Raw genomic sequence first — 21,641 nt, forward strand, 5'->3', positions numbered from 1 at the left:
AACTACTGGGGATTATTTTTTTCTTTCTTGTATCTATTTATTATATTTGTAAAAACTTATTTTTAAATCTATGAAATTTATTATTTCAAGTGGTGAACTGCAGAAGGCTTTGCAAACTGTAAGTGGCGTAATATCAAGCTCTCAATCGAGACCTATTTTAGAAAACTATCTTTTTGAGTTAAATGAAAATAATGTTACCATTACAGCATCTGATGGAGAGACGACTCTTGTGACTTCCCTGGAAGTAAAGTCGGAGGACTCAGGCAAATTTGCTGTTCCTGCTAAAATTTTTCAAGATTTTATCAAAACTTATGGTGAACAGCCTTTGACCTTTTCTGTAAAGGATAATGCGGAAGGAACCGGGAGCCAGCTTGAGATTTTAGATGAAAAAGATAACTTTGCGGTAGCTTTGGATAATGCTGATGACTATCCTGAATTGCCTGAATTTGATGCCTCCCAGAGCGTTACCATGCCCGCAGGAGTGCTGTCTGAAGCGCTTACCAATACCCTTTTTGCAACCAGTAACGACTCTCTGCGCCCGGTGATGACGGGAGTGCTGTTCCAGTTTGGAGAAAATGAAACTAATTTCGTTTCTACAGATTCCCACAGATTGGTGGTTTACAAAAGAACAGACCTGATGAATGCCGAACCAATGGAATTCATCATGCCTAAAAAACCTTTGAATATCTTCAAAAATATACTGGCCAGTTCTAATGACGACGTTACGATCGATTTTAATGAGAACATGGCCAAATTTACCTTTGGCAAGCATGTATGGATCTGCAGGCTGATCGATGGAAAATATCCGAACTATACAGCGGTGATCCCGAAAGAGAACCCGAATGTACTGACGATCAACAGAAACCTTTTACTGGGAGCGATCAAGAGAGCATCTATCATGTCCAATAAATCTACCAATCAGGTACGGTTTAAGCTTTCCGGGAATATTCTTCACCTTCATGCAGAGGATACTGAGTATGCAAACAAAGCAGATATGCAGATCCCTTGCGATTACAACGGGGAAGATATCAATATCGGATTCAGTTCTAAGTTTCTGACCGAAATGCTTACGATCCTGGGTTCTGATGACATTACCATGAAGATGTCCCAGCCCAACAGACCGGGAATCATTGAACCTCTTGACGGTCTGGAAGAAAACGAGAATATTTTAATGTTATCAATGCCGGTCATCGGATTATAATATTACAATAAAAAATAGAGAGGTTTTGATTTTCAAAGCCTCTTTTTATTTAGTAGGCTTATGAGGAGGCATGAAATTTAAAACCTTCATCGGTGCGAATCCTAAAATAGATCATTTTGAACCGGTCTGTTGAAGGGAAGATGTCTTAAAGTCACTCCTAAATTTCTGTATTTCTTAAAAAAATACGACATTTGTAGACTCAAAAATTCAAATAAATTTTCAAAATTCAATAAATGAAAATATCAAATAACTGGCTGAAAGACTATATCAAAACGGAATTGAAGACTGAAAGAATCGGTGAATTCCTTACGGACATAGGTCTTGAAGTTGAAGGGATAGAAAAATTTGAAAGCATAAAAGGTAGCCTGGAAGGGATTATTGTAGGTAAAGTACTGACCTGCGAAAAACACCCCAATGCGGATAAATTAAAGAAAACCACTGTAGATATAGGAAATGGTAAAGTATTGCATATAGTTTGCGGGGCTCCGAATGTGGAAGCAGGGCAAACTGTTCCGGTAGCTGTGGTGGGAACTAAAATTTATGATAAGACCGGAAACTTCTTTGAGATCAAGGAGGCAAAGATCAGGGGCGAGGTTTCACAGGGAATGATCTGTGCAGAAGATGAGCTGGGCCTTAGTGATGATCATGGCGGAATTATGGTTTTGGATGAGACAAAATATGAAGTAGGGAAGAAGTTTGCAGATTATTTTGAATTGACGAACGATGAAATCTTTGAGATCGGTTTAACCCCGAACAGAACGGATGCCATGTCTCATTACGGTGTTGCAAGAGATCTATATGCCTACCTGTCAACCAATAAGCAGAAATCCGAATTTGAGAAAATATCTTCACAATCTTTGAATAATGAAGGGGCACACAGCTTTACCCTGGAGGTTGAAGACGCAGAACTATGCCCCAGATATATAGGAGCCGTAATGGAAGAGGTAAAGGTAGCCGAATCCCCGGCATGGCTGAAAGACAGGCTGAAAGCTATCGGACTAAGCCCTATCAACAATATCGTAGATATTACAAACTATATTCTTCATGGCTATGGCCAGCCGCTTCATGCTTTTGATGCCGACAAGATTGCAGATAAAAAAGTGAAGGTGGGCGTTGTAAAACAAGGGACCAAATTCATGACTCTTGATGGGGTTGAAAGAATCCTGAACGGGTCAGAGCTTATGATCAAGGACGGGAAGGATACCCCAATGTGTATTGCCGGAGTTTTCGGCGGTGCCCATTCCGGAGTGTCTGATGAAACAACCACCATCTTCCTGGAAAGCGCTTATTTTAACCCTGTGGCCATAAGAAAAGCGGCCAAGTACCATGGGCTGAATACCGATGCCTCCTTCAGATTTGAAAGAGGTGTGGATCCGAATATTACCAGAACGGCGATCACACATGCGATTAAGATGATCCAGGAATTGGCCGGCGGAAAATTGGTAGGCGAGTTGCTGGAGGAATACCCAAAGAAAATAGAAGATAATTATGTGATCATAAGATTCTCCAGAATTGAGCAAATCCTGGGGACCAAGATTCACAGAGAGAAGGTGAAAGAAATTTTAAAAGCCCTTGATATCCAGGTATTAAACGAGATCCAGAATGGTTTTGAGATCTCTGTTCCTGCATACAGGGCCGATGTGACGCGGGAAATTGACGTTATTGAAGAAATCCTGAGGATTTACGGGTATAACAAGATTGATGCGCCACAAAAGATCTCTTTCACTCCTGTAAAATTAAATGCCAATGATCAGGACGAATTGGAAAACAGCTGGGCAAGAACCTTACAGGGCTTAGGTTTCAATGAGGTGATGAACAATTCACTCACTTCGGTAAAAGACGAGACCGGGGCCGTAAAACTGTTAAATCCCCTGAGCAGCGACCTTGCCTTCATGAGAAAATCCCTCTTGGAAGGTCTCCTTCAGAATGCAATCTATAATATCAACAGGAAAAACCAGGACATCAAATTTTTTGAATTTGGTAAAATTTACCATAAAAAAGACCGCTATGAAGAGAGGAAGCAGCTGGCGATCCTTGTGTCCGGAAGAGATGTTGCGGAAAACTGGTTACAGCCGAAATCAGCTACCAGCTTCTATAATCTGAAAGGATATGTGAAAGTATTGCTGGAAAAATTAGCTGTCGATTATAAAGAGGTTGCAATATCTGACGAAAGATTCTCTGATGTGCTGGCTTATGAGGTAAATGGGAAAACCCTGGTGAAAATAGGAAAGGTTTCACCTGCCCTGCTGAAAGATTTCGATATAGAGCAGGAGTGTTTTTATGCTGAGATTGAGCTGGAACTGGCTCAGGAATTACGTTCCGGAAATGAGCTGAAATTTAGGGATATCCCTAAATTCAATAAAACCAGACGAGATCTGGCCTTGCTGATCGATAAAAACGTTAATTACCAGGATCTGTATCAGACGGCCAGGAAAAATAAATCCCCGTTTATCAAAAGCATTAATTTATTTGATGTATACGAGGGGAAAAATCTTCCTGAAGGGAAGAAGTCCTATGCCATGAGCTTTGAGCTTCTCAATGAGGAGAAAACGCTGGAAGAGAAGGAAATAACCGAAGCAATGGATTCCCTTATCAAATCTTTCCAGAAGGAATTCAATGCGGAATTAAGGTCATAATTAAGCAATAAATAATTTAGAAAGCAGGATAAGAACGGAAGCTCTTATCCTGCTTTATTTTAGAGATCCCTGCTGCAATTTCCTGAAAATCCGTAAAAACCGTGATACCGGGCGTCTTACCGTGGAAAATGATTTTTTTGATGCAGGCAGTACCATGATAAATAATATAATTTCCGTACATTTGGTAGATAAAAAAAATTAAAAATGAAAAATCTTTTCCTAAGTATATGTGCAGCAGTTGTACTGGCCTCGTGCGGTGCAACGGGCTCTGTTTCTAAGGTCGGAAAATCACAGCCTTCATTGGCAAATACCAAATGGACCCTCGCAGATAATGTAAAAGGTAAAGTGCCTACACTGACGATTGAGGGAGATAAAATCAACGGAAATGCGGGGTGCAACAATTATTTCGGGACTGCGAAAATAGATGCATCCACAGGGAGCTTTTCAGCAGGACAGATGGGGTCTACAAAAATGATGTGTGATAATATGGGAGTGGAAAAAAACTTTATGGATATGATGGAAAAGGCGAACAAATACGTGATTTCCGGAAATACCCTGGAGCTGTATAAAGACAATCTCCTGTTATTGAAATTCAATAAGGCGGAATAAAAAATAAAGGAACTCAGCTGAGTTCCTTTTTTATATTGGTTTGTTATTTAATCTTCATCTTCCTCGTCGTATTTAGCCAGCTCTTCGTCACACCATTTGAATGCGGCCTCTACCACTTTAGTAGCTTCATCTGCCATCGTTTCTTCATCGTCACCTTCAAGATCATCCAGCCACTCAACTTCTTCCTCTTCCACATTTAAGATAAATCTTGGATATTCAGTGTGAACAACGAATAGATCTTCTGGAAATTCCGAATTATCTGCTAATAAAAACTTTGGTAATTTCATTTTTTTAATGTTTTAACTTTAATCAAAGATAATAAAATTATTGATATTTGTTCTTGTCGATTTTAATTTTTTGCAAAACTTTGTAGCCGGTAAGCGTCGTTTTCTGTAAAGTGTCTTTTGGGTTCCTGGTGAAAATTATCTGTGGATTTACGGTGCTTACCAGCTCGGAAACCTGCATTTTATCAGAATCACCTGAAGGCTCCCAATAAAACTTCAGCGCCGCCTTGTCCAGGTTCTCAGATTTTAAGAACCGGGTGATCCGTTTTCTGTTTTCAAGATAGCTTCCTTTTGACAGCCAGGTGAAGCATAGGCCGGATAATAAACTTAAAGCCGCGATAATATAGACCTTCGCCTTAAAAAGAAAGAAAAGTTTCCTGAAATATACCAGCCATAAAGGGAAGCTGAAAGGTGCCAGCAATCTGTAATCCAAAGGATCAAGAGAGTAGAAGTACTGAATAAAAAACATACACAATATGCCGGCCACTCCCGTAAATACAAAGAAGGATTCAGAATCTGAGAGCCTGTATCGGATAAACGTGAAAACCATCAGGATAATATTAAAAAGCCCTAAGCCGTAAATAGCATAATTGATCATTCCGCCACCGGGGCTGGCCATATGAATAAAAGGATTGAAGGTAGTGCATAAGGCCTGGAACAGTTCTGTCAGTAATTGTGATGTAGGATGCAATCCGGTTTCCAGGGCATTCCTGATATAATCTTCATTAAAATGGTCGATGAAGAATAATTTATATGCAACTACATACAGGCCTGCGGTTGCTGCTGAAAATAGCAGTACAAGGGAATATTTCTTCCTGACGTGTAAAAGCCCGAAAAGCCCGGCAGCACCTATGAAGAATAGCGCACTGTACCTTATATTGTACAACAGGATTAAAATAAGGGAAAGGTATAGGAAAGCCTTCCGGCCTTTTAGATCTTCCCTGATCACCAGAGCTGCGATATAAAAGAAGAAAAAAACAAACGGAAGAATGAGCGCTTCGCTTAAAGTGGCTGAAAATATAGACAAAAAACTGAATAAGGCACCGGTCACGATAGATTCTCTGTAATAAAAGTTCCTTTTCCGGGCCCAAAAGATGATCATGAAAAAAGAACAGATACCGATGATCTTGCTGCTCCAGAACTCATCCGGACCCAAATAAGTAAGAAGCCTGATGGCAACAGGATAGCCGAGCGGAGTAGTGGTATTATCAATAACAGGAAGTCCATGGGCAAACCTCATGTACCGGATGGAATCCGGGGTCACCCTTCCTTTTTCGTTCAGTAAAAAACGTAAAATGGTCATCATTACCGTAATGATGACCAATGATATCCTGATATATTTTTCTTTAATTTTCATTAAGGCTGTGCCGGTAAGGAATGGCTACATACTGGTCACCCAATGTATAGATCACGCCTCATGACTGTACATTTTTTATTTCATAAACATTTTTGATACCTTCTCCGCTTTTTTACTTTCAGAGTAGTCATAAAAGCCTTCTCCTGATTTTACTCCCAGTTTACCTGCCATTACCATATTCACTAACAGCGGGTTCGGTGCGTATTTAGGATTCTTGAAGCCGTCGTACATTACATTCAGGATCGCCAGGCAAACATCCAGACCGATGAAATCTGCCAGCTGAAGCGGCCCCATTGGATGGGCCATTCCCAGTTTCATTACCGTATCTATTTCTTCTACTCCGGCAACACCGTTGTAAAGGGTCTCAATAGATTCGTTGATCATAGGCATCAGGATCCTGTTGGCTACAAATCCCGGATAATCATTGACTTCCACAGGAACTTTCCCTAATGTTTTGCTCATCTCATAAATAGCATCAAAAGTTTCTTTAGAGGTGGAATATCCTTTGATGATCTCCACAAGCTTCATAATAGGTACCGGATTCATGAAGTGCATACCAATCACCTTGTCCGGCCTTTTTGTGGCTGAAGCAATGCGGGTAATGGAGATGGAAGAGGTATTGGTGGCCAGGATGCAGCTTTCAGGTGAAAATTCATCCATCTGGCTGAAGATTTTGAGTTTCAGCTCCTGGTTTTCAGTAGCCGCTTCTACAATCAGGTCAGCCGCCGTTACGGCATCTTTAAGTGCGGTGAAAGTGGTAATATTTCCTAAAGTCTCTGCTTTCTGTTCTTCAGTAAGGTTTCCCTTTGCAATTATTCTGTCAAGATTGGTGGTAATGGTTTTTAAACCCCTGTCCAAAGCTTCCTGGGACACATCTACAAGGTTTACTTTAAATCCGCTTTGTGCAAAAGTATGGGCGATACCATTTCCCATGGTTCCTGCTCCGATAACTACAATGTTCTTGATCATTTTTCCTTATTTAATTAAATTATTTTTATAGACAGTTAGATTTTTTACATTACTTAAATCTGCTTTGGTCACCACTACGGTTTCATCAAAATTTACAGTGCCGGCATTCTTTCGGTTCCTTTTGGCATTCTGGGAAGAAACGGCATCTTTGAGCCCTTTGATAAAATTACTTTTCTGTCTCTTTGAAAGCTTGTCTGTCCCGATATACAGGTTGAATTCACCTTCTCTTCCCAAACCGCTTTCCCTGTATACTTCAAATGACCTGATCCTGTTTTTCTTCTGGAACTGGTCCAGGTAACTCATTACAGGCTCCGCAGAGGGAGTTCCGCAACAAATACTCGAATAACTTATCCGCACATAATTCTGACTCTCTTGCGAGAAAAATAATGTGAAACTAAACAGGCTCAACAGTACGGCTATTTTTTTCATATCAGTTGTTTTTTTATGGTGTTTAAAATTAAGCTTTAAATTTTATTTATTAAAATACTCCCAGACCATTCTGGAAATATCAGAGATCATTTTGCAGTTTACGGCATCTGTTTCCGTAGAATTACTTACGAGTATGGCTAATGCATAATGCCTGCCATCAGGTAAGGTGATGATCCCCATATCATTTTCCGCCCCTGTGAGCCCTTCCTTATTTTTGCCTGAAGATCCGGTCTTGTGGGCTACCGGAGTGCCTTTTGGCAGCTGTTCTGTGATTTTGTTGGTTCCTGTTTTGGTTCCCAGCATCACTTTCATCAGATAATCGGTAGACTCCCGGGAAAGCAGTTTTCCGTCATAAAATTTCTTCAGTACATCAGTTGCCGACTTCGTTGTGCTGTAGTTTTCATACTGGGCATTCCAGTCTTTGTGCATGTCTTCTTCATTAAATTTTATCTGGAAACCTTTCACCCCTTTAGAATCCATGAAATTCTGGACGGCTGAGGGACCTCCGATTAGCCTTAATAATATATCACATCCATTGTTATCACTCCGGGCTACCGTAAAATCAATGATCTCACTCAACGGGATCTCTGTATTGCCGTCAGGATACTGGTCCCGGAGCGGAGACCATGTGTTTTCCAGCAGATCGGATTTCCTGAGTGGGATCTTCTGATCTAAAGAAAGCTTCCCCCGGTCTGCAAGATCCAGAACGGCACAGGCAATATGAAATTTGAAAACACTTTGCATCGGCAGTTTTTTGTCACCGTTCTTATGGTAGGCCGTCTGATCCTCAAATCCCAGGACAGAAACGCCCACCGTAGCTTTCTTACCTCTGATAACGGAATTGATTTTTTGCTCCAGAACAGAATTTTGTGCGCACAGCAACGCGGAAATAAAAATGAAAACCAACCCTAATTTTTTCATGACGTAAGATTAAAAATAAATCCCTTTTAAGCTTTAAAAGGGATTTGCAATTTAAGATATTTATTATTTTAATTCAAAATAATTTAGATTGATACCGCCATTTTCAAAAAAGATCCTGATCTTGTTCTCACCTTTTTTTAAGTGAACTCCTTTCACAGCAGTAGTTTTCCAGTTTTCATTTCCTCCCGTGGCTGCCAGCTGAACATTGGCCAGCTGCTTTCCTGAAGCATCCTCTATCCTTATTCGTGAAGCTTCGGTACCTGCATACCTGACATCGAAAACATAGCTTTTATCAGCTTTTGAGTTTATGGTATACTGGAGCCATTCACCGGCTTCGGTTTTTCCTACATAATACCGGTTGGTAATATTATCATTACATGTATAGATATCCACGCCGTCATTTCTCATCTGGTTTCCGGAATTCCATTCAGACCTTTTTTTAGGGTCGCTTACCCAAAGGTTGATATAATCTTTATCTTCATAAGCAGAGCCCATTCTTCCCAGATCATATTCGGTGGCAAATATCCTTCCCGGGGCCTGGTGGTTCCTGAATGGCTTTGTAGAATCATCCGTTACCTGCCTGAACATGGCATCGATCACATCGTTTTTAATTTCAACATTGTTGAATTTATAGTTGTCTGCAATTTTCATCAGGGCCCGGTAGGCAAATTCCCTGGATGGTTTTTCACCCCCGTTTTTCCAGTAATCCAGCAGCTTCTGGTATTCCGGAGTGATTTTTACATTCGCGATTCCTGCAATATTGTCTATCTTTTTCATTGGCCAGAAAGCATATCCTATGTTATGCTTATTCAGGAGCTGGATCAGTTCCGTAAACCATACATTGGAATTTTCTCCCGTCTCACCCAGCCAGATAGGGACATTGTGTTGCTGCCTCAGGTCCAGGGCAAACTTCAAGGTCTCATCATTATTATAATTCCAGTATTTATGGAAGCTGAATACCATATTATTATCCCAGAGAGGGATCAGCCCGTTATAATTATTTCCCCAGCCGTTGCCTTCGATAATGATGATGTGTTTTTTATCCACTTGCCGGATGGCTTCCGTAATCTCTTTCTGTAATTTCCAGAGCGGTGCGTTGGATGTTTCGTCCGTACCGTTTGGATTCTTTCCTGTGAAATTAATGTTCGGCTCATTGATCAGATCATACCCGCCGATCCACGGCTCATCTTTGTACCGTTCCGCAAGCTTTCTCCAGAGTGCAACAGTTTTTTTCTGATTTTCCTCACTTTCCCAAAGCGAAGGCTTGGACTTGTCATTATCCGAAATATTGACATCATTTCCCTGTCCGCCTGGTGCCGCATGCAGATCCAGGATCAGGTACATCTTATTGGCTGCACACCATTTCAGGAGGTCATCCGTCATTTTGAAGCCTTCTTCCAGCCAGGTATTCTGGCCTTTCACCGGCTCTTTTTCGATAGGCAAAGTATAAAGGTTATAATGCATCGGCAACCTTATGGAATTAAAACCAGATTTGGCTAGAAAGTCAATGTCCTGCCTGGTGATCCCATTTTTCAGGTAAGCTTTATAAAACTCATTCATCCCGTCTTCACCAATCAGTTCTGCAATTTTCTGTTTGATCTTATATTGTGGGCCGGCAAAATCTGCTGTTTTCAGCATATAGCCTTCCTGCAGCATCCATCCTCCCAAACCGAGTCCTCTTAGCTGGATATTTTCGCCTTTATCGTTAACAATTTTCTGACCACTGGTTTTTAAAAGCTGTGATGTCCCAAATTGAGACAATAAAAAAGCGGATAATAGAATGGCTCTTTTCATAGTTGTTTGGATTATAAATGATTATTTTTTAGGGATTAATTGTAGCTGACGGTGGTATCCATGTGCAGTTCATTCACATTGATGCCGTTGGTTTGGGGTGGAAACCCATTTATATATAAAATAAATTCTTTCAACTGTTATTGAATTGTTTCCAAATATATTGCTTTTTTTGTTTCTGTAGCCACTTTCTGTTGTTAAATCTTTAATTTCGTTTTATAGAAAATGGATCAGAAGCCAATGAAATTTTAAAGATCATCAGAAACAATCTGGTATGGGATGATTAGATCAGATCCTCCTGTCTTTCTTACTGTGGCAGCCGTTTCTGTTTCAGCTGTCACAGCAGAAATAGGGTTTATAAGCTTAGCAGACCGGCTTTAAATTAACTGATCAGTGTCATGATTTCCAGGGCAACTTTCAGGGCCTCCGTTCCGTCTTCCAGCGAAACTTCCACAGTTTTGTTTTCCGTAATGGCATCGGCAAAAGAATTTAATTCGTCCAGAATTGCGTTATTAGGCCGAATATCCGGATATTCAAACAGGATCTGGTTTTTCTCTCCTTCGGCGTTTTCAATGATTATGTCAAAAGGAGTAGGATTTTCCGGAGCCTCTTTCATTCTGATGACCTCGGCTTTTTTCTCAAGGAAGTCAACGGAGATATAGGCGTCTTTCTGGAAGAAACGGCTTTTCCTCATAGCTTTCATAGAAATCCTGGAGGTGGTAAGATTGGCAACGCAGCCGTTTTCAAATTCAATTCTGGCATTGGCGATATCCGGGGTTTTGCTGACAACACAAACACCGCTTGCATGAATGTTTTTTACTTTAGACTTTACGATACTCAGCAGGATATCAAGATCATGAATCATCAGATCGAGCACTACAGAGACATCGGTTCCCCGCGGGTTAAACTCTGCCAGCCTGTGAATCTCAATGAACATCGGGTCTTTGATATATTCTTTTGTGGCAATGAACGCCGGGTTGTATCTCTCAACATGCCCTACCTGCGCTTTTATATTGTTTTCACGGCATTTATAAAGAATCTCTTCAGCCTGTTGCAATGTTTGGGTCACCGGTTTTTCAATAAAGAAATGCAGCCCTTTTTCAATGGCTTTTAGTGCAAAATCGTAATGATAAACGGTGGGCGTTACAATATCCAGCATATCGATCCGGTCCAGCAGATCATCAAAATTCTTAAAATATTTATAGCCAAATTCAGCTTCCAGTTTTTTGCCGTTTTCTGCATCCTTATCGTAGAAACCTACCAATTCATATTTATCTGACTGATCCAGAAGCCTTAAATGTATTTTTCCCAGATGTCCGGCCCCTACCAAACCTGCTTTCAACATAGTTTTTTAATTTTTGTAAAGATAAGAAAGATGTTAGATTTTAAATGCTGAAGTCGGATTTTTGTGGATAATTCTTTTATTTAACATTTAAAATCTAACAGCTAATTTGTTATTTTTGTGACATGCAGGATTTGTTTGTACATAAAGGAAAAAGAAAGATTTTGGTTGATTATCTCCGGCAAAGGATAGGGATCTCTGATGAAAATGTACTTTCGGCAATGAATGAGGTTCCGAGACACCTGTTTATAGAAAGCATTTTTGAAGATTTCGCTTATGAAGACCGGGCTTTCCCCATCCTGGCCCACCAGACCATCTCCCATCCCTCAACGGTAGCAGAGCAGACGGAGCTTTTACAGGTGCAGCCCGGGGAAAAAGTTCTTGAGATTGGTACAGGCTGCGGCTACCAGACTGCTGTTCTTCTGGCAATGAAGGCACAGGTATATACGGTTGAAAGGCAAAAGGATCTGTTTGATTTCTCAAAGAAAAAATTCAGGGAGCTTCATTTATACCCGAAATTTCAGAGCTTTGGGGACGGTTTTGCCGGACTTCCTACATTTGCTCCCTTCGATAAGATCATTGTGACCTGCGGGGCGTCGGTTTTACCGACCGAATTATTAAAGCAGCTGAAAGTGGGTGGCAAAATGGTTATCCCGCTGGGCCCTGCTGATGAACAGGTTTTATACAGGTTTACGAAGATTTCCCAGACCGAATTTGAAAAGGAGGAATTTGGGGCCTATAAATTTGTTCCCATGCTGGGAAATACCAATCAATGACCTTCGGATATTACATCCGCGTATTTTAAGTTTTCATTAAGCAAATCATTCTGATTTTTAATACATTTTAAGTGAGCTTCGGAATGATAATTGAAGCATTTTCCATACTTAATATTTAAACTTTATTATTATGGATACGAATAGGTTTAAAGTATCACACGATTTCAGTAATATTCAGAAAAACCTTCATAATAACCCTGGTTATAGTGTAGAGAGCTATTCCCAGCAGGTGAAGGATTATATCAATGATATGAAAAGCAGGAACCAGGAGGCTACCAAACAGGGGTTCATGGCTCAGGCGCAGAAATCTGCAAAAGATGTCTGGGAGGAAATCCAGGAAATGGCTTCCGAGGCCTGGGAGAAAAACAAAGACCATAAGAACGGAAAGAATTGATAATTTTTAATATTAAAGTTAGAAGAACCTCACTTCTTTTCAGGAGTGAGGTTTTTGATCTTTTAATTTTGTGACCAGGTTGGAATTATTTTTGATCAGATCACTTAAACATCAAATACCAATAATTATGATACCCGAAAACAGCCCGCAAGAACAGGACAGAAGACTGGAGCAAAGAGAATACAGCCCTAATGAGGATATTTTTGAACAGGAAAAGCATATTCCTTTGGATGGAGACGGAAGGCCTGTTGAAGAAGAGATTATCGAAGACGATAAAATAGATAAAGGCCTGGATATTCCCGGAACGGAAGATGATGATGAAATGGAAGAAATAGGGACCGAGGATGAAGAAAACAACTATTGGAGCCTCAGTGATAATGAAGATGATCATGAAGAAGAGAACACGGATCTGATCGATTAGTCTTAAGCATCTTGCCTTGTAAAAAATTCTCTTACCGGAGGATTTTTTTTTGTTTGCATTATATTTTCCAATTTGAATATCTTTAAGACTTTGAATTGAGTTAAATTTTTAAATTAGAAATGACATTCCAGGAACAGATACAACAAGGTATTCCAAGCAAATTACCACAACCGAAACCATATGATACCAACATCAATCATGCGCCGAAGCGTAAGGAGATTTTAGGTGAAGAAGAGAAAAAGCTGGCATTAAAAAACGCTTTACGTTATTTTGACCCGAAATTCCATGCGGAATTATTGCCTGAATTTAAGCAGGAGCTTGAAGATTACGGAAGAATTTATATGTACCGCTTCCGTCCGGATTATGAGATGAAGGCAAGACCGATCTCCGACTATCCGGGAAGATCTGAACAGGCAAAAGCCATTATGCTGATGATCCAGAATAATCTCGATTATGCAGTGGCCCAACACCCGCATGAGCTGATCACCTATGGAGGAAATGGAGCGGTTTTCCAAAACTGGGCACAGTACCTGCTGACCATGAAGTATCTGTCTGAAATGACGGATGAGCAGACGCTGGTGATGTATTCAGGACATCCGATGGGGTTGTTTCCGTCCCACAAAGATGCACCAAGAGTAGTGGTAACGAACGGAATGATGATCCCGAACTATTCAAAGCCTGATGACTGGGAAAAATTCAACGCATTAGGCGTAACGCAATACGGGCAGATGACAGCAGGAAGCTATATGTACATCGGCCCTCAGGGGATTGTTCATGGAACTACCATCACGGTTCTGAATGCTTTCAGGAAAATCAAAAAAGAACCGAAAGGCGGACTTTTCGTAACATCAGGGTTAGGCGGAATGAGCGGCGCCCAGCCGAAAGCAGGGAATATTGCAGGCTGTGTTACCGTTTGCGCGGAAGTGAATCCGAAGATCACCAAGATCCGGCATGACCAGAAGTGGGTGAATGAAATCCATGAAAACCTGGATCAGCTGGTGGAAAGGGTAAAAACGGCCCTGCAAAATAAAGAAACAGTCTCTCTGGCTTATCTTGGGAATGTGGTAGAGGTCTGGGAGAAATTTGATCAGGAAAATTTAAAGATTGATATCGGTTCAGACCAGACGTCTCTGCATAATCCATGGGCGGGAGGATACTACCCTGTAGGGCAGAGTTTTGAGGAATCCAATCGTATGATGGCGGAAGACCCTGAGCTGTTCAGGGAAAAAGTTCAGGAAAGTCTGAGAAGACATGCTGCAGCCATCAATAAGCATACGGAAAAAGGAACCTATTTTTTTGATTACGGAAACGCTTTTCTGCTGGAAGCCTCAAGGGCCGGAGCAGATGTAATGGCGGAAAATCCTGAGCTCGGTAGGGAGTTCAGATACCCAAGCTATGTTCAGGATATCATGGGGCCTATGTGCTTTGATTATGGCTTCGGGCCGTTCCGTTGGGTGTGTACCAGCGGGAAGCCGGAGGACCTGCAGAGAACGGATGATATCGCATGTGCTGTTTTAGAGGAAATCCAGCGAAATTCGCCGGAGGAGATCCAGCAGCAGATGAAAGACAATATCCAGTGGATCAAAGGGGCGCAGGAAAATAAGCTGGTGGTGGGTTCACAGGCAAGGATCTTATATGCAGATGCGGAAGGAAGAATGAAAATTGCCGAAGCTTTCAACAAAGCCATCAGGAACGGAGAAATCGGGCCGGTGGTATTGGGAAGGGACCACCATGATGTTTCCGGGACCGATTCGCCGTACAGGGAAACTTCCAATATTTATGACGGTTCAAGGTTTACAGCCGATATGGCGATTCATAACGTGATCGGGGACAGCTTCCGCGGGGCAACCTGGGTTTCCATCCACAATGGTGGCGGAGTAGGCTGGGGAGAAGTGATCAATGGTGGTTTCGGAATGCTACTGGATGGAAGTGATGATGCAGACAGAAGACTGAAATCTATGCTGTTCTGGGATGTGAACAACGGAATCTCCAGAAGAAGCTGGGCAAGAAATGAAGGGGCTATTTTCGCCATTAAAAGAGCGATGGAAGTGGAACCGAAGCTGAAAGTGACGCTGCCGAATTTTGTGGATGAGAGTTTGTTTTAAAGCTTTTTAGATATGAAAAAACCTGCTGTGAGGCAGGTTTTTTTTATTCTCTTATTCTATTTTTTAAATCTGTTTCTGCTCCGAGAATCCTTGTAATCTCAATTTCAACCGGGCTTATAATTCTGTAGAATATAATATGCTTATGAGCCAGAAATCCCCAGATATTTGAATCTATTTCAGGATAGTTTTTTCCGATATGGGGATTCTCAGACAACATTTCACAGAAGCTTATTATTTCCAGATAGTACTTATCGGCTTGGTTTTCTGACCAGAATTCGTAGGTGTATTCATAGATTTTAGCTAAGTCTTCAACTGCCTTATTAGTGAAAAAATACTTAGCCATTCATTTTGGCTTTTAAAGCCTCAAGATGTTTTTGAGGCGTAAAATCTTTTGCAAAACCGGAATCAATGCCTTCCTGAATAGCATTCTTTAGAAACCGGATTTTGTTTTCCTCTTCCTCTAAAAGTCTTAACCCGGCACGAATAACCTCGCTTGCATTCTTGAATCTCCCTTCAGAGACTTTACTGTCTACAAAATTCTCAAAATAATCTCCCAGAGAAACCGATGTATTTCGTCCCATTATATTGGATTTTTAATTACTGTATTCAAAGTTACCAAATTTTGGTAACTTATACAAATGTTCTTTTTACGATTGTCCTAAATATATATATATATATGTGAAATACGCTTGCCAAATTTGCGGATGACAGTTTGTTTTAAAACTTTTTAGATAGATAAAAAACTTCTGTGAGACAGGTATTTTTATTTATTCATCAATTGCTTGAGTCAATCTTTGAGATACAGCTTTATCCAATAAATTTGTAATTAAAGGTTCCATATTAATATTACGAATAATAGACGAAAATGACATTGCGCCCATTTCTAAAAATAATTTACCAATCATTTCATCAGCAAAACTACTTGAGATAACAGGAACACCTTCCCAATTAATAATTAATGGAAGTCCTTTTTTTGCATCCATTAAGTTTTTTAACTTTGTTCGGATTTGTAAACCAGACTTTCTTGAACCAAACCCTGTAGTTTCTTCCTTCATTATTAATCTTAAAATGTCTTTATTTGGATCTTCATATTTATAATCAATTATATTACTTGGAATATATTCCTTACCAGTACCATCAAAATCTAAAGCTTTTGAAATAGAGAAATCATCAACAAGATTAATTTCTCCACTAACCATTGTTCCATTGTAAATAAATCTATTTTTTCTTCTCGTTGTTTCTATATCTGTTACTTTTAAACGACCATAGCCACTTAAAATTTCTATAGATCCTTTTGTTTGTGTTGTCACTCTTAACGTACCAGCTAAACCATTACCCTGACCAAATTCTGGATTTCTTGTAACTCCAAACTTAATAGCTTCTCCAATTGCATCTAAATCAGTTCGCAAGTCAGGATATCCTTCTTTCATTGATGCTAGAATTCCTCTTCCTGAATCTGCAACTGCAAAAACAACTTTTCTTTCTTTTGTTTGCGTGCTTGCTTGTATATACCCACCAAATTTTGAGTTTGAATGATTTAAAACATTGTCTGTGATTTCATTTATTGACCACTCTAACCCGGATAATATATCTTTTGGAACTTGAAGATTTCTTAATACAACATCCATAAAATCATCAACTACACTCTTCTGCTCTTGTGCATTTTCAAATCTTCGCGTTACCAAGTGTCTATCATAAATCGATTCTGATTTATCATATTGTTCAGGAGCCAAATAAAATGCCCAATTAACACTTCTAAACATTCTTCTAACCTCATCATTTATTGGTAATTTTATATAAAATTTAATGCCTGAATCTCGTAATTTATCTATAGTACAAATAATTGGCAGCATTCCATTAGGAAATACTTTTTTTACTTTTCTAAAATCAATTGTAAGTTCTTTATATTCTAATTTTATTGAATATCTTATAGCACTGATAAAATCAAGTATTGAAAATAGATTTATTTTTTCAGTAAATGTTATTGATTTAGTTTTCTTTATTAAATAACAAGTAGAATTTCTATTCATGTAACTTCTAGTTATAGTTTTTCCAAATGTATAAAAATAAAATTACTCACACTTACGGAAAACCACAATCAAACTTCATCTAAAATAATCTTTAAAAAGTCTTAAAAACAATAAAAACTCAGCATCATGCTGAGTTTTTTTATTTAATAGACATAAAGCTTGTCAAGCATAAAGCATCTCAACCGTGTTCAGATTCGGCGGAATGACAACTTTATTGCTAATTTCACGAAAGGTTATGCAGCTTTTCTATTTATTTTTATACGCATTCAATTCCTCCTGCAACCTTTGGTTTTCTTTTTTCAGAAGCTCTATATATTCTCTTTGGCTTTCCAAAAGATATTCAGGGACATGAAAATGTAAAATACCATTATTTACACCAAAACTATTGCTGGATGTAATATTATCAAAGTTATTAATTTGTTTAACCTCCTCTTCTTCATAAATTTCTTCTACGGGAACTTCCAGAAATTGGGCGATTTTTTCCCATTCTTCTTTTCGGATGGCTACATCTCCGCTTTCTTTTCTGCTGTAGTTAGAAACATCGGTAGCGATGATATCTGCAATCTGCTGTTGTGTGATGCCTTTTCTTTTTCTTACGTTACGTAGTTTTTCTTTTTGCATGACCGTATTTTCTACAAATATGCAAAATATTACTCAAAAAAAATATTAATTGTCCGTTTTTATCACCCTTTAATGATTCTTTCCGGGCTTCGGATAGTATGCTTCGTAAGCCCGTATGACAGCGGTGAAGCATTACGTTTAAAAATAGTAAAGGCTAATTTTTAACAGCTTTAATCGCCGCTTCATAATCAGGCTCATGGGAAATATCATCCACCTGCTCTTCATAAACAATCTTTCCGGAAGGATCAATCACCACAACGGCTCTGCTCAAAAGGCCTTTCATTGCAGAATCCGTGATTTCCACACCATAAGTTTTCCCGAAATCTGAACGGAAGTCCGAAAGCATCACTACATTCTTGATGCCTTCCGCACCGCAGAATCTTTTCTGGGCAAAAGGCAAATCTTTGGAAATGCAAAGAACAACAGTATTCGGAATATTGGCTGCATCTTCATTGAAGTGGCGTACAGAAGCCGAACAAACTCCCGTATCCACACTCGGGAAGATATTAAGAATCAGAAATTTTCCTTTGTAAGAATCTAAAGTCTGCTCTTTCATGGTAACATCCGTAAGGGAGAATTTCGGAGCAGGCTTATTTACCGGCGGCAGCTTAGCATAAGTATGTACCGGTTTTCCTCCCATTAAAACCGTATTGGCCGTTTCGGAGTTTTGTGCGAAAACAAAAGCTGAAAAAAAGATCAGTGTGCTGAAAATTAATTTTGAATACATGAATTTTATTTTCAGTAAAATTATTCTTTTTTCCGGTAACCGGGATTAATTTTAATTAAGAAGCATTTATTATTCAATCTGAATTATAAAGTTTAACAAATTTAAATAGCTTTTAAATAGAGCAAATCTATTGACAGACTGTTCCGGAAATCAATTTTAACCTCTACCTTTATTCTTTAAAATCAATTTTAACATTAAAAATAAACAAGGTTCTATGAATTCAGCAAAGCCCTTCCAGGAAATATTTAAAAGCGAAAATGACATCCCCGAAGAATACAAGGTTCCCGAAATCCATCAGAGAGTTTACCTGCTGAACGGTGAACTGGTAGAGTGGAACGGAGAAGTACAGAATATCTATTCACCGGTCTGCATCCCGACAGAGAATGGTCTGGAAAGAAAACTATTGGGAAGCATCCCGAATATCGGCCCCGAAGAAGCAATGAAGGTTCTCGATGCCTGTGTTAAAGCATACGACAACGGACTCGGAGAATGGCCTACCATGTCTGTGGAAGAACGTATCAAATGTATGCAGAAATTTGTGTACCTGATGATCCGGCAACGTGATCTGGTCATTAAACTGCTGATGTGGGAGATCGGGAAAACACTGGCCGATTCCACCAAGGAATTTGACCGTACGGTAGATTATATCAACCAAACCATTGATGCTTTAAAAGATCTGGATCGTGAGTCCTCACGTTTTCAGCAGGCGGAAGGTACTATTGCCCAGATCAGAAGGGCTCCGCTGGGAGTGGTGCTAAGCATGGGGCCGTTCAACTATCCTTTGAATGAGATCTTCACCACGCTGATCCCTGCCCTGATCATGGGGAATACCATTTTGTTCAAGCTGCCCAAGCATGGAGTGCTGGCTCATTATCCTTTATTGAGTGCATTTAAGGAAGCATTTCCGAAAGGAACAGTGAATACCCTGTATGGAAAAGGTTCGGAAATCATTACACCGATAATGGAAAGCGGAAAAGTGAATGTGCTGGCCTTTATAGGATCCAGTAAAGTGGCCAACGGATTGAAGAAGCTGCATCCTAAAGTTAACAGGCTGAGAGCCATTCTGAGCCTGGATGCCAAAAATGCCGCTATTGTTACTAAAAATGCCAATCTGGATATAGCGGTGAGCGAATGTATCCTGGGCTCGCTTTCTTTTAACGGCCAGCGTTGTACGGCACTTAAGCTGATATTCGTTCAAAAGGATGTTGCCGAAGAATTTACCCAAAAGTTATCGGCTGCTGTTTCTGCCATGAAGGCAGGCCTTCCATGGGAAAAAGATGTGAAGATCACCCCGCTTCCCGAAGTAAATAAGCCTCCTTACCTCAAAGAATGTATTGATGATGCATTGGCAAAAGGCGCGAAAGTACTGAATGAAAACGGAGGGTATACGGAAGGATCTTTTGTATTCCCCGCGGTGGTTTATCCTGTAAACAATGATATGAAGCTGTATCATGAAGAGCAGTTCGGGCCCGTAATTCCTGTGGTGCCTTTTGAAAATATTGATGAGCCCATCGATTATCAGGTAAATGCTGATCATGGCATGCAGGTAAGCATTTTCAGTGAAGATCCTTTGGAAGTTTCAAAGCTGATAGATCCGTTCGTAAACCTTGTGAGCCGTGTCAACATCAATTGCCAGGCACAGAGAGGGCCGGATGTCTTTCCGTTTACCGGAAGAAAGGATAGTGCAGAAGGAACGCTTTCTGTTTTTGATGCCCTTCGTTCGTTCTCAATCCGTTCCCTGGTGGCTTCGAAATTAACGGAGTCCAATAAAAATCTGTTGAATACAATTGTCCGTGACCATGATTCTAATTTCCTGAGCACAGACTATATTTTTTAATTTAAATAATGTTGCCGACGGAATCCTGCCGGATTTTTATCACTTAGAGCCTGTTTAAATTTTAGTGGGAAATTTTGTTAAAGGCTTTCAGGGGTTGGATATTTGAAAAAAAAGACAATGTATCCAACTGATTTAACTGAAAGCCAATGGCGTATGCTGCCTGGTCATGTAGTAGTAGATAAGAAGGATTCCTTTTTAGCTGTCATGGTCACAGTGGCCAGTAGTATCCATGACAGTAAGGCTGTAGATTTGCTACTGAGAACCTTGTCTTATTTTCTAAGTCCTGTAAAAGGTTACCCTTGCTAAATGATGGTTATAGAGGAGAAATAATAGAAGCGGTAAAAAGAAAATTTGGGATCTCATACAAGTCGTTATGCGGTCTGATGGTCGAAAAACAGAATTTAAACCGGTTTATAAAATATGGATTGATTTTCCTGTTTTGATAACGATAGAAGGTTTTGCAGAAACTATGAGCTCTTAATGGAAACATCTGAAAATATGGTCAGCTTATCCGCTATAAAACTTTTATTGAAGAAAATTTAAACAGCCTCATAAATTAAAAAGTATCAAAAATAGATAGACTTCTCTATTTTTTGTTTAACTTTGATAAAATTTTCAGAATGAAAAAGGAAAAAGTACGCGACAGAATCATTAGGGTAGCTTCGGAATTATTTTATAAGCAGGGATATAATTCTACCGGAATCAATCAGATTATTGCAGAAGCTGATATTGCTATTGGTTCACTGTATAATCATTTTGCATCCAAAAATGACCTTCTTCAGGCATATTTAATCAAGGAAGAACAGGATTGGTTCGAAGGTTTTGAAAAAAGTATTGCTCATATATCAGATCCCAGGGAAAAGATATCTGCAATCATTGATTACCGTAAGAAACTTCAGCAGTCTTCAAAGTTTGCAGGCTGCCATTTCATTAAAATTGTCTCTGAAACAGGGGATGGAAATACAGCAGTATCAGGTTTTGCCAAAAATCATAAGGACAAGCAGAAAGCAGTTATTAATACTATTGTAAAAGAATACGGTGAGCTACACCAGCTTCCGGATCCTGAGATAATTACCGAAAATATATTTTTACTGATAGAAGGTGCTGTGGTAACCTCCACCATTAGTAAAAAAGATGATTCCTTTGACCAAATAAAAAAAATAATCCAGGGTTTATTACCTTAATTTTTTT

General features: G+C 39.6%; 22 protein-coding genes. 9 read left to right on the forward strand and 13 right to left on the reverse strand.

What is annotated here, in order from left to right; genetic code table 11:
- Positions 1–70: 70 nt before the first annotated feature.
- A complete protein-coding gene (gene dnaN / locus ABMQ40_RS06500) occupies positions 71–1,201 on the forward strand; it encodes a DNA polymerase III subunit beta (protein WP_370897753.1) in 1,131 nt (376 codons plus the stop codon).
- Positions 1,202–1,434: 233 nt separating this feature from the next.
- On the forward strand, positions 1,435–3,837 hold the full coding sequence (pheT, locus tag ABMQ40_RS06505) for a phenylalanine--tRNA ligase subunit beta (RefSeq protein ID WP_370897755.1): 2,403 nt from the start codon (positions 1,435–1,437) through the stop codon (positions 3,835–3,837).
- Positions 3,838–3,853: 16 nt separating this feature from the next.
- Here pheT and ABMQ40_RS06510 read toward each other — a convergent pair whose 3' ends face one another.
- Positions 3,854–4,018 carry a hypothetical protein gene (locus tag ABMQ40_RS06510; RefSeq protein ID WP_370897757.1) on the reverse strand — a complete coding sequence of 55 codons (165 nt, stop codon included), beginning with the start codon at positions 4,016–4,018 and terminating at the stop codon, positions 3,854–3,856.
- 23 nt (positions 4,019–4,041) lie between these two features.
- On the opposite strand from ABMQ40_RS06510, the gene ABMQ40_RS06515 reads away from it, so the two are divergent.
- Complete coding sequence (locus ABMQ40_RS06515) at positions 4,042–4,446, forward strand: META domain-containing protein (RefSeq protein ID WP_370897759.1); 405 nt, start codon at positions 4,042–4,044, stop codon at positions 4,444–4,446.
- Between the two features lie 47 nt (positions 4,447–4,493).
- On the opposite strand, the gene ABMQ40_RS06520 is transcribed toward ABMQ40_RS06515, so the two are convergent.
- The 7 genes from ABMQ40_RS06520 to ABMQ40_RS06550 all read right to left on the reverse strand — a co-directional run bounded on the left by ABMQ40_RS06520 (position 4,494) and on the right by ABMQ40_RS06550 (position 11,542).
- Positions 4,494–4,733 (reverse strand): DUF8828 family protein, encoded by a 240-nt coding sequence (locus tag ABMQ40_RS06520; protein WP_108411504.1) that lies wholly within the window; start codon positions 4,731–4,733, stop codon positions 4,494–4,496.
- Between the two features lie 37 nt (positions 4,734–4,770).
- Positions 4,771–6,087: a hypothetical protein gene (locus ABMQ40_RS06525; protein ID WP_370897762.1), complete on the reverse strand. Its 1,317-nt coding sequence runs from the start codon at positions 6,085–6,087 to the stop codon at positions 4,771–4,773.
- 75 nt (positions 6,088–6,162) lie between these two features.
- Positions 6,163–7,053, reverse strand: coding sequence for a 3-hydroxybutyryl-CoA dehydrogenase (locus ABMQ40_RS06530; RefSeq protein WP_370897926.1), 891 nt, complete (start codon positions 7,051–7,053; stop codon positions 6,163–6,165).
- Positions 7,054–7,062: 9 nt separating this feature from the next.
- Complete coding sequence (locus ABMQ40_RS06535; protein ID WP_370897764.1) at positions 7,063–7,485, reverse strand: hypothetical protein; 423 nt, start codon at positions 7,483–7,485, stop codon at positions 7,063–7,065.
- 42 nt (positions 7,486–7,527) lie between these two features.
- Positions 7,528–8,406: a CGA/CIA family class A beta-lactamase gene (gene bla-A, locus ABMQ40_RS06540; protein ID WP_370897766.1), complete on the reverse strand. Its 879-nt coding sequence runs from the start codon at positions 8,404–8,406 to the stop codon at positions 7,528–7,530.
- Between the two features lie 63 nt (positions 8,407–8,469).
- Positions 8,470–10,200, reverse strand: a complete 1,731-nt coding sequence (locus tag ABMQ40_RS06545; RefSeq protein WP_370897768.1) for a cellulase family glycosylhydrolase — start codon at positions 10,198–10,200, stop codon at positions 8,470–8,472.
- 379 nt (positions 10,201–10,579) lie between these two features.
- Positions 10,580–11,542 (reverse strand): Gfo/Idh/MocA family protein, encoded by a 963-nt coding sequence (locus tag ABMQ40_RS06550; protein ID WP_370897770.1) that lies wholly within the window; start codon positions 11,540–11,542, stop codon positions 10,580–10,582.
- 122 nt (positions 11,543–11,664) lie between these two features.
- On the opposite strand from ABMQ40_RS06550, the gene ABMQ40_RS06555 reads away from it, so the two are divergent.
- The 4 genes from ABMQ40_RS06555 to hutU all read left to right on the forward strand — a co-directional run bounded on the left by ABMQ40_RS06555 (position 11,665) and on the right by hutU (position 15,235).
- A complete protein-coding gene (locus ABMQ40_RS06555; RefSeq protein WP_370897772.1) occupies positions 11,665–12,315 on the forward strand; it encodes a protein-L-isoaspartate(D-aspartate) O-methyltransferase in 651 nt (216 codons plus the stop codon).
- A gap of 130 nt (positions 12,316–12,445) precedes the next feature.
- Entirely contained in the window at positions 12,446–12,709 is a 264-nt protein-coding gene (locus tag ABMQ40_RS06560) for a prevent-host-death protein (RefSeq protein WP_370897774.1), read from the forward strand.
- Positions 12,710–12,836: 127 nt separating this feature from the next.
- Complete coding sequence (locus tag ABMQ40_RS06565) at positions 12,837–13,130, forward strand: hypothetical protein (RefSeq protein WP_370897776.1); 294 nt, start codon at positions 12,837–12,839, stop codon at positions 13,128–13,130.
- Between the two features lie 119 nt (positions 13,131–13,249).
- Positions 13,250–15,235 carry a urocanate hydratase gene (hutU, locus tag ABMQ40_RS06570; RefSeq protein ID WP_370897778.1) on the forward strand — a complete coding sequence of 662 codons (1,986 nt, stop codon included), beginning with the start codon at positions 13,250–13,252 and terminating at the stop codon, positions 15,233–15,235.
- Between the two features lie 43 nt (positions 15,236–15,278).
- Here the strand turns inward: hutU and ABMQ40_RS06575 are convergent, their stop codons facing one another.
- The 5 genes from ABMQ40_RS06575 to tpx form a co-directional block, all read right to left on the reverse strand.
- Positions 15,279–15,578, reverse strand: coding sequence for a type II toxin-antitoxin system RelE/ParE family toxin (locus tag ABMQ40_RS06575; protein WP_370897780.1), 300 nt, complete (start codon positions 15,576–15,578; stop codon positions 15,279–15,281).
- Entirely contained in the window at positions 15,571–15,816 is a 246-nt protein-coding gene (locus tag ABMQ40_RS06580) for a type II toxin-antitoxin system ParD family antitoxin (RefSeq protein ID WP_370897782.1), read from the reverse strand. The genes ABMQ40_RS06575 and ABMQ40_RS06580 overlap by 8 nt, the downstream gene beginning before the upstream one ends.
- A gap of 186 nt (positions 15,817–16,002) precedes the next feature.
- On the reverse strand, positions 16,003–17,265 hold the full coding sequence (locus tag ABMQ40_RS06585) for an STAS-like domain-containing protein (protein ID WP_370897784.1): 1,263 nt from the start codon (positions 17,263–17,265) through the stop codon (positions 16,003–16,005).
- Between the two features lie 246 nt (positions 17,266–17,511).
- On the reverse strand, positions 17,512–17,886 hold the full coding sequence (locus ABMQ40_RS06590) for a helix-turn-helix domain-containing protein (protein ID WP_370897786.1): 375 nt from the start codon (positions 17,884–17,886) through the stop codon (positions 17,512–17,514).
- Positions 17,887–18,040: 154 nt separating this feature from the next.
- Positions 18,041–18,613, reverse strand: coding sequence for a thiol peroxidase (tpx, locus tag ABMQ40_RS06595; RefSeq protein WP_370897788.1), 573 nt, complete (start codon positions 18,611–18,613; stop codon positions 18,041–18,043).
- Between the two features lie 214 nt (positions 18,614–18,827).
- Between tpx and ABMQ40_RS06600 the strand changes: the two genes are divergently transcribed.
- Entirely contained in the window at positions 18,828–20,450 is a 1,623-nt protein-coding gene (locus tag ABMQ40_RS06600; protein ID WP_370897790.1) for an NADP-dependent glyceraldehyde-3-phosphate dehydrogenase, read from the forward strand.
- Positions 20,451–21,070: 620 nt separating this feature from the next.
- Entirely contained in the window at positions 21,071–21,634 is a 564-nt protein-coding gene (locus ABMQ40_RS06605; protein WP_370897792.1) for a TetR/AcrR family transcriptional regulator, read from the forward strand.
- Positions 21,635–21,641 lie beyond the last annotated feature (7 nt).

The organism is Chryseobacterium gossypii, from assembly GCF_041361455.1.
GTDB lineage: Bacteria > Bacteroidota > Bacteroidia > Flavobacteriales > Weeksellaceae > Chryseobacterium > Chryseobacterium gossypii.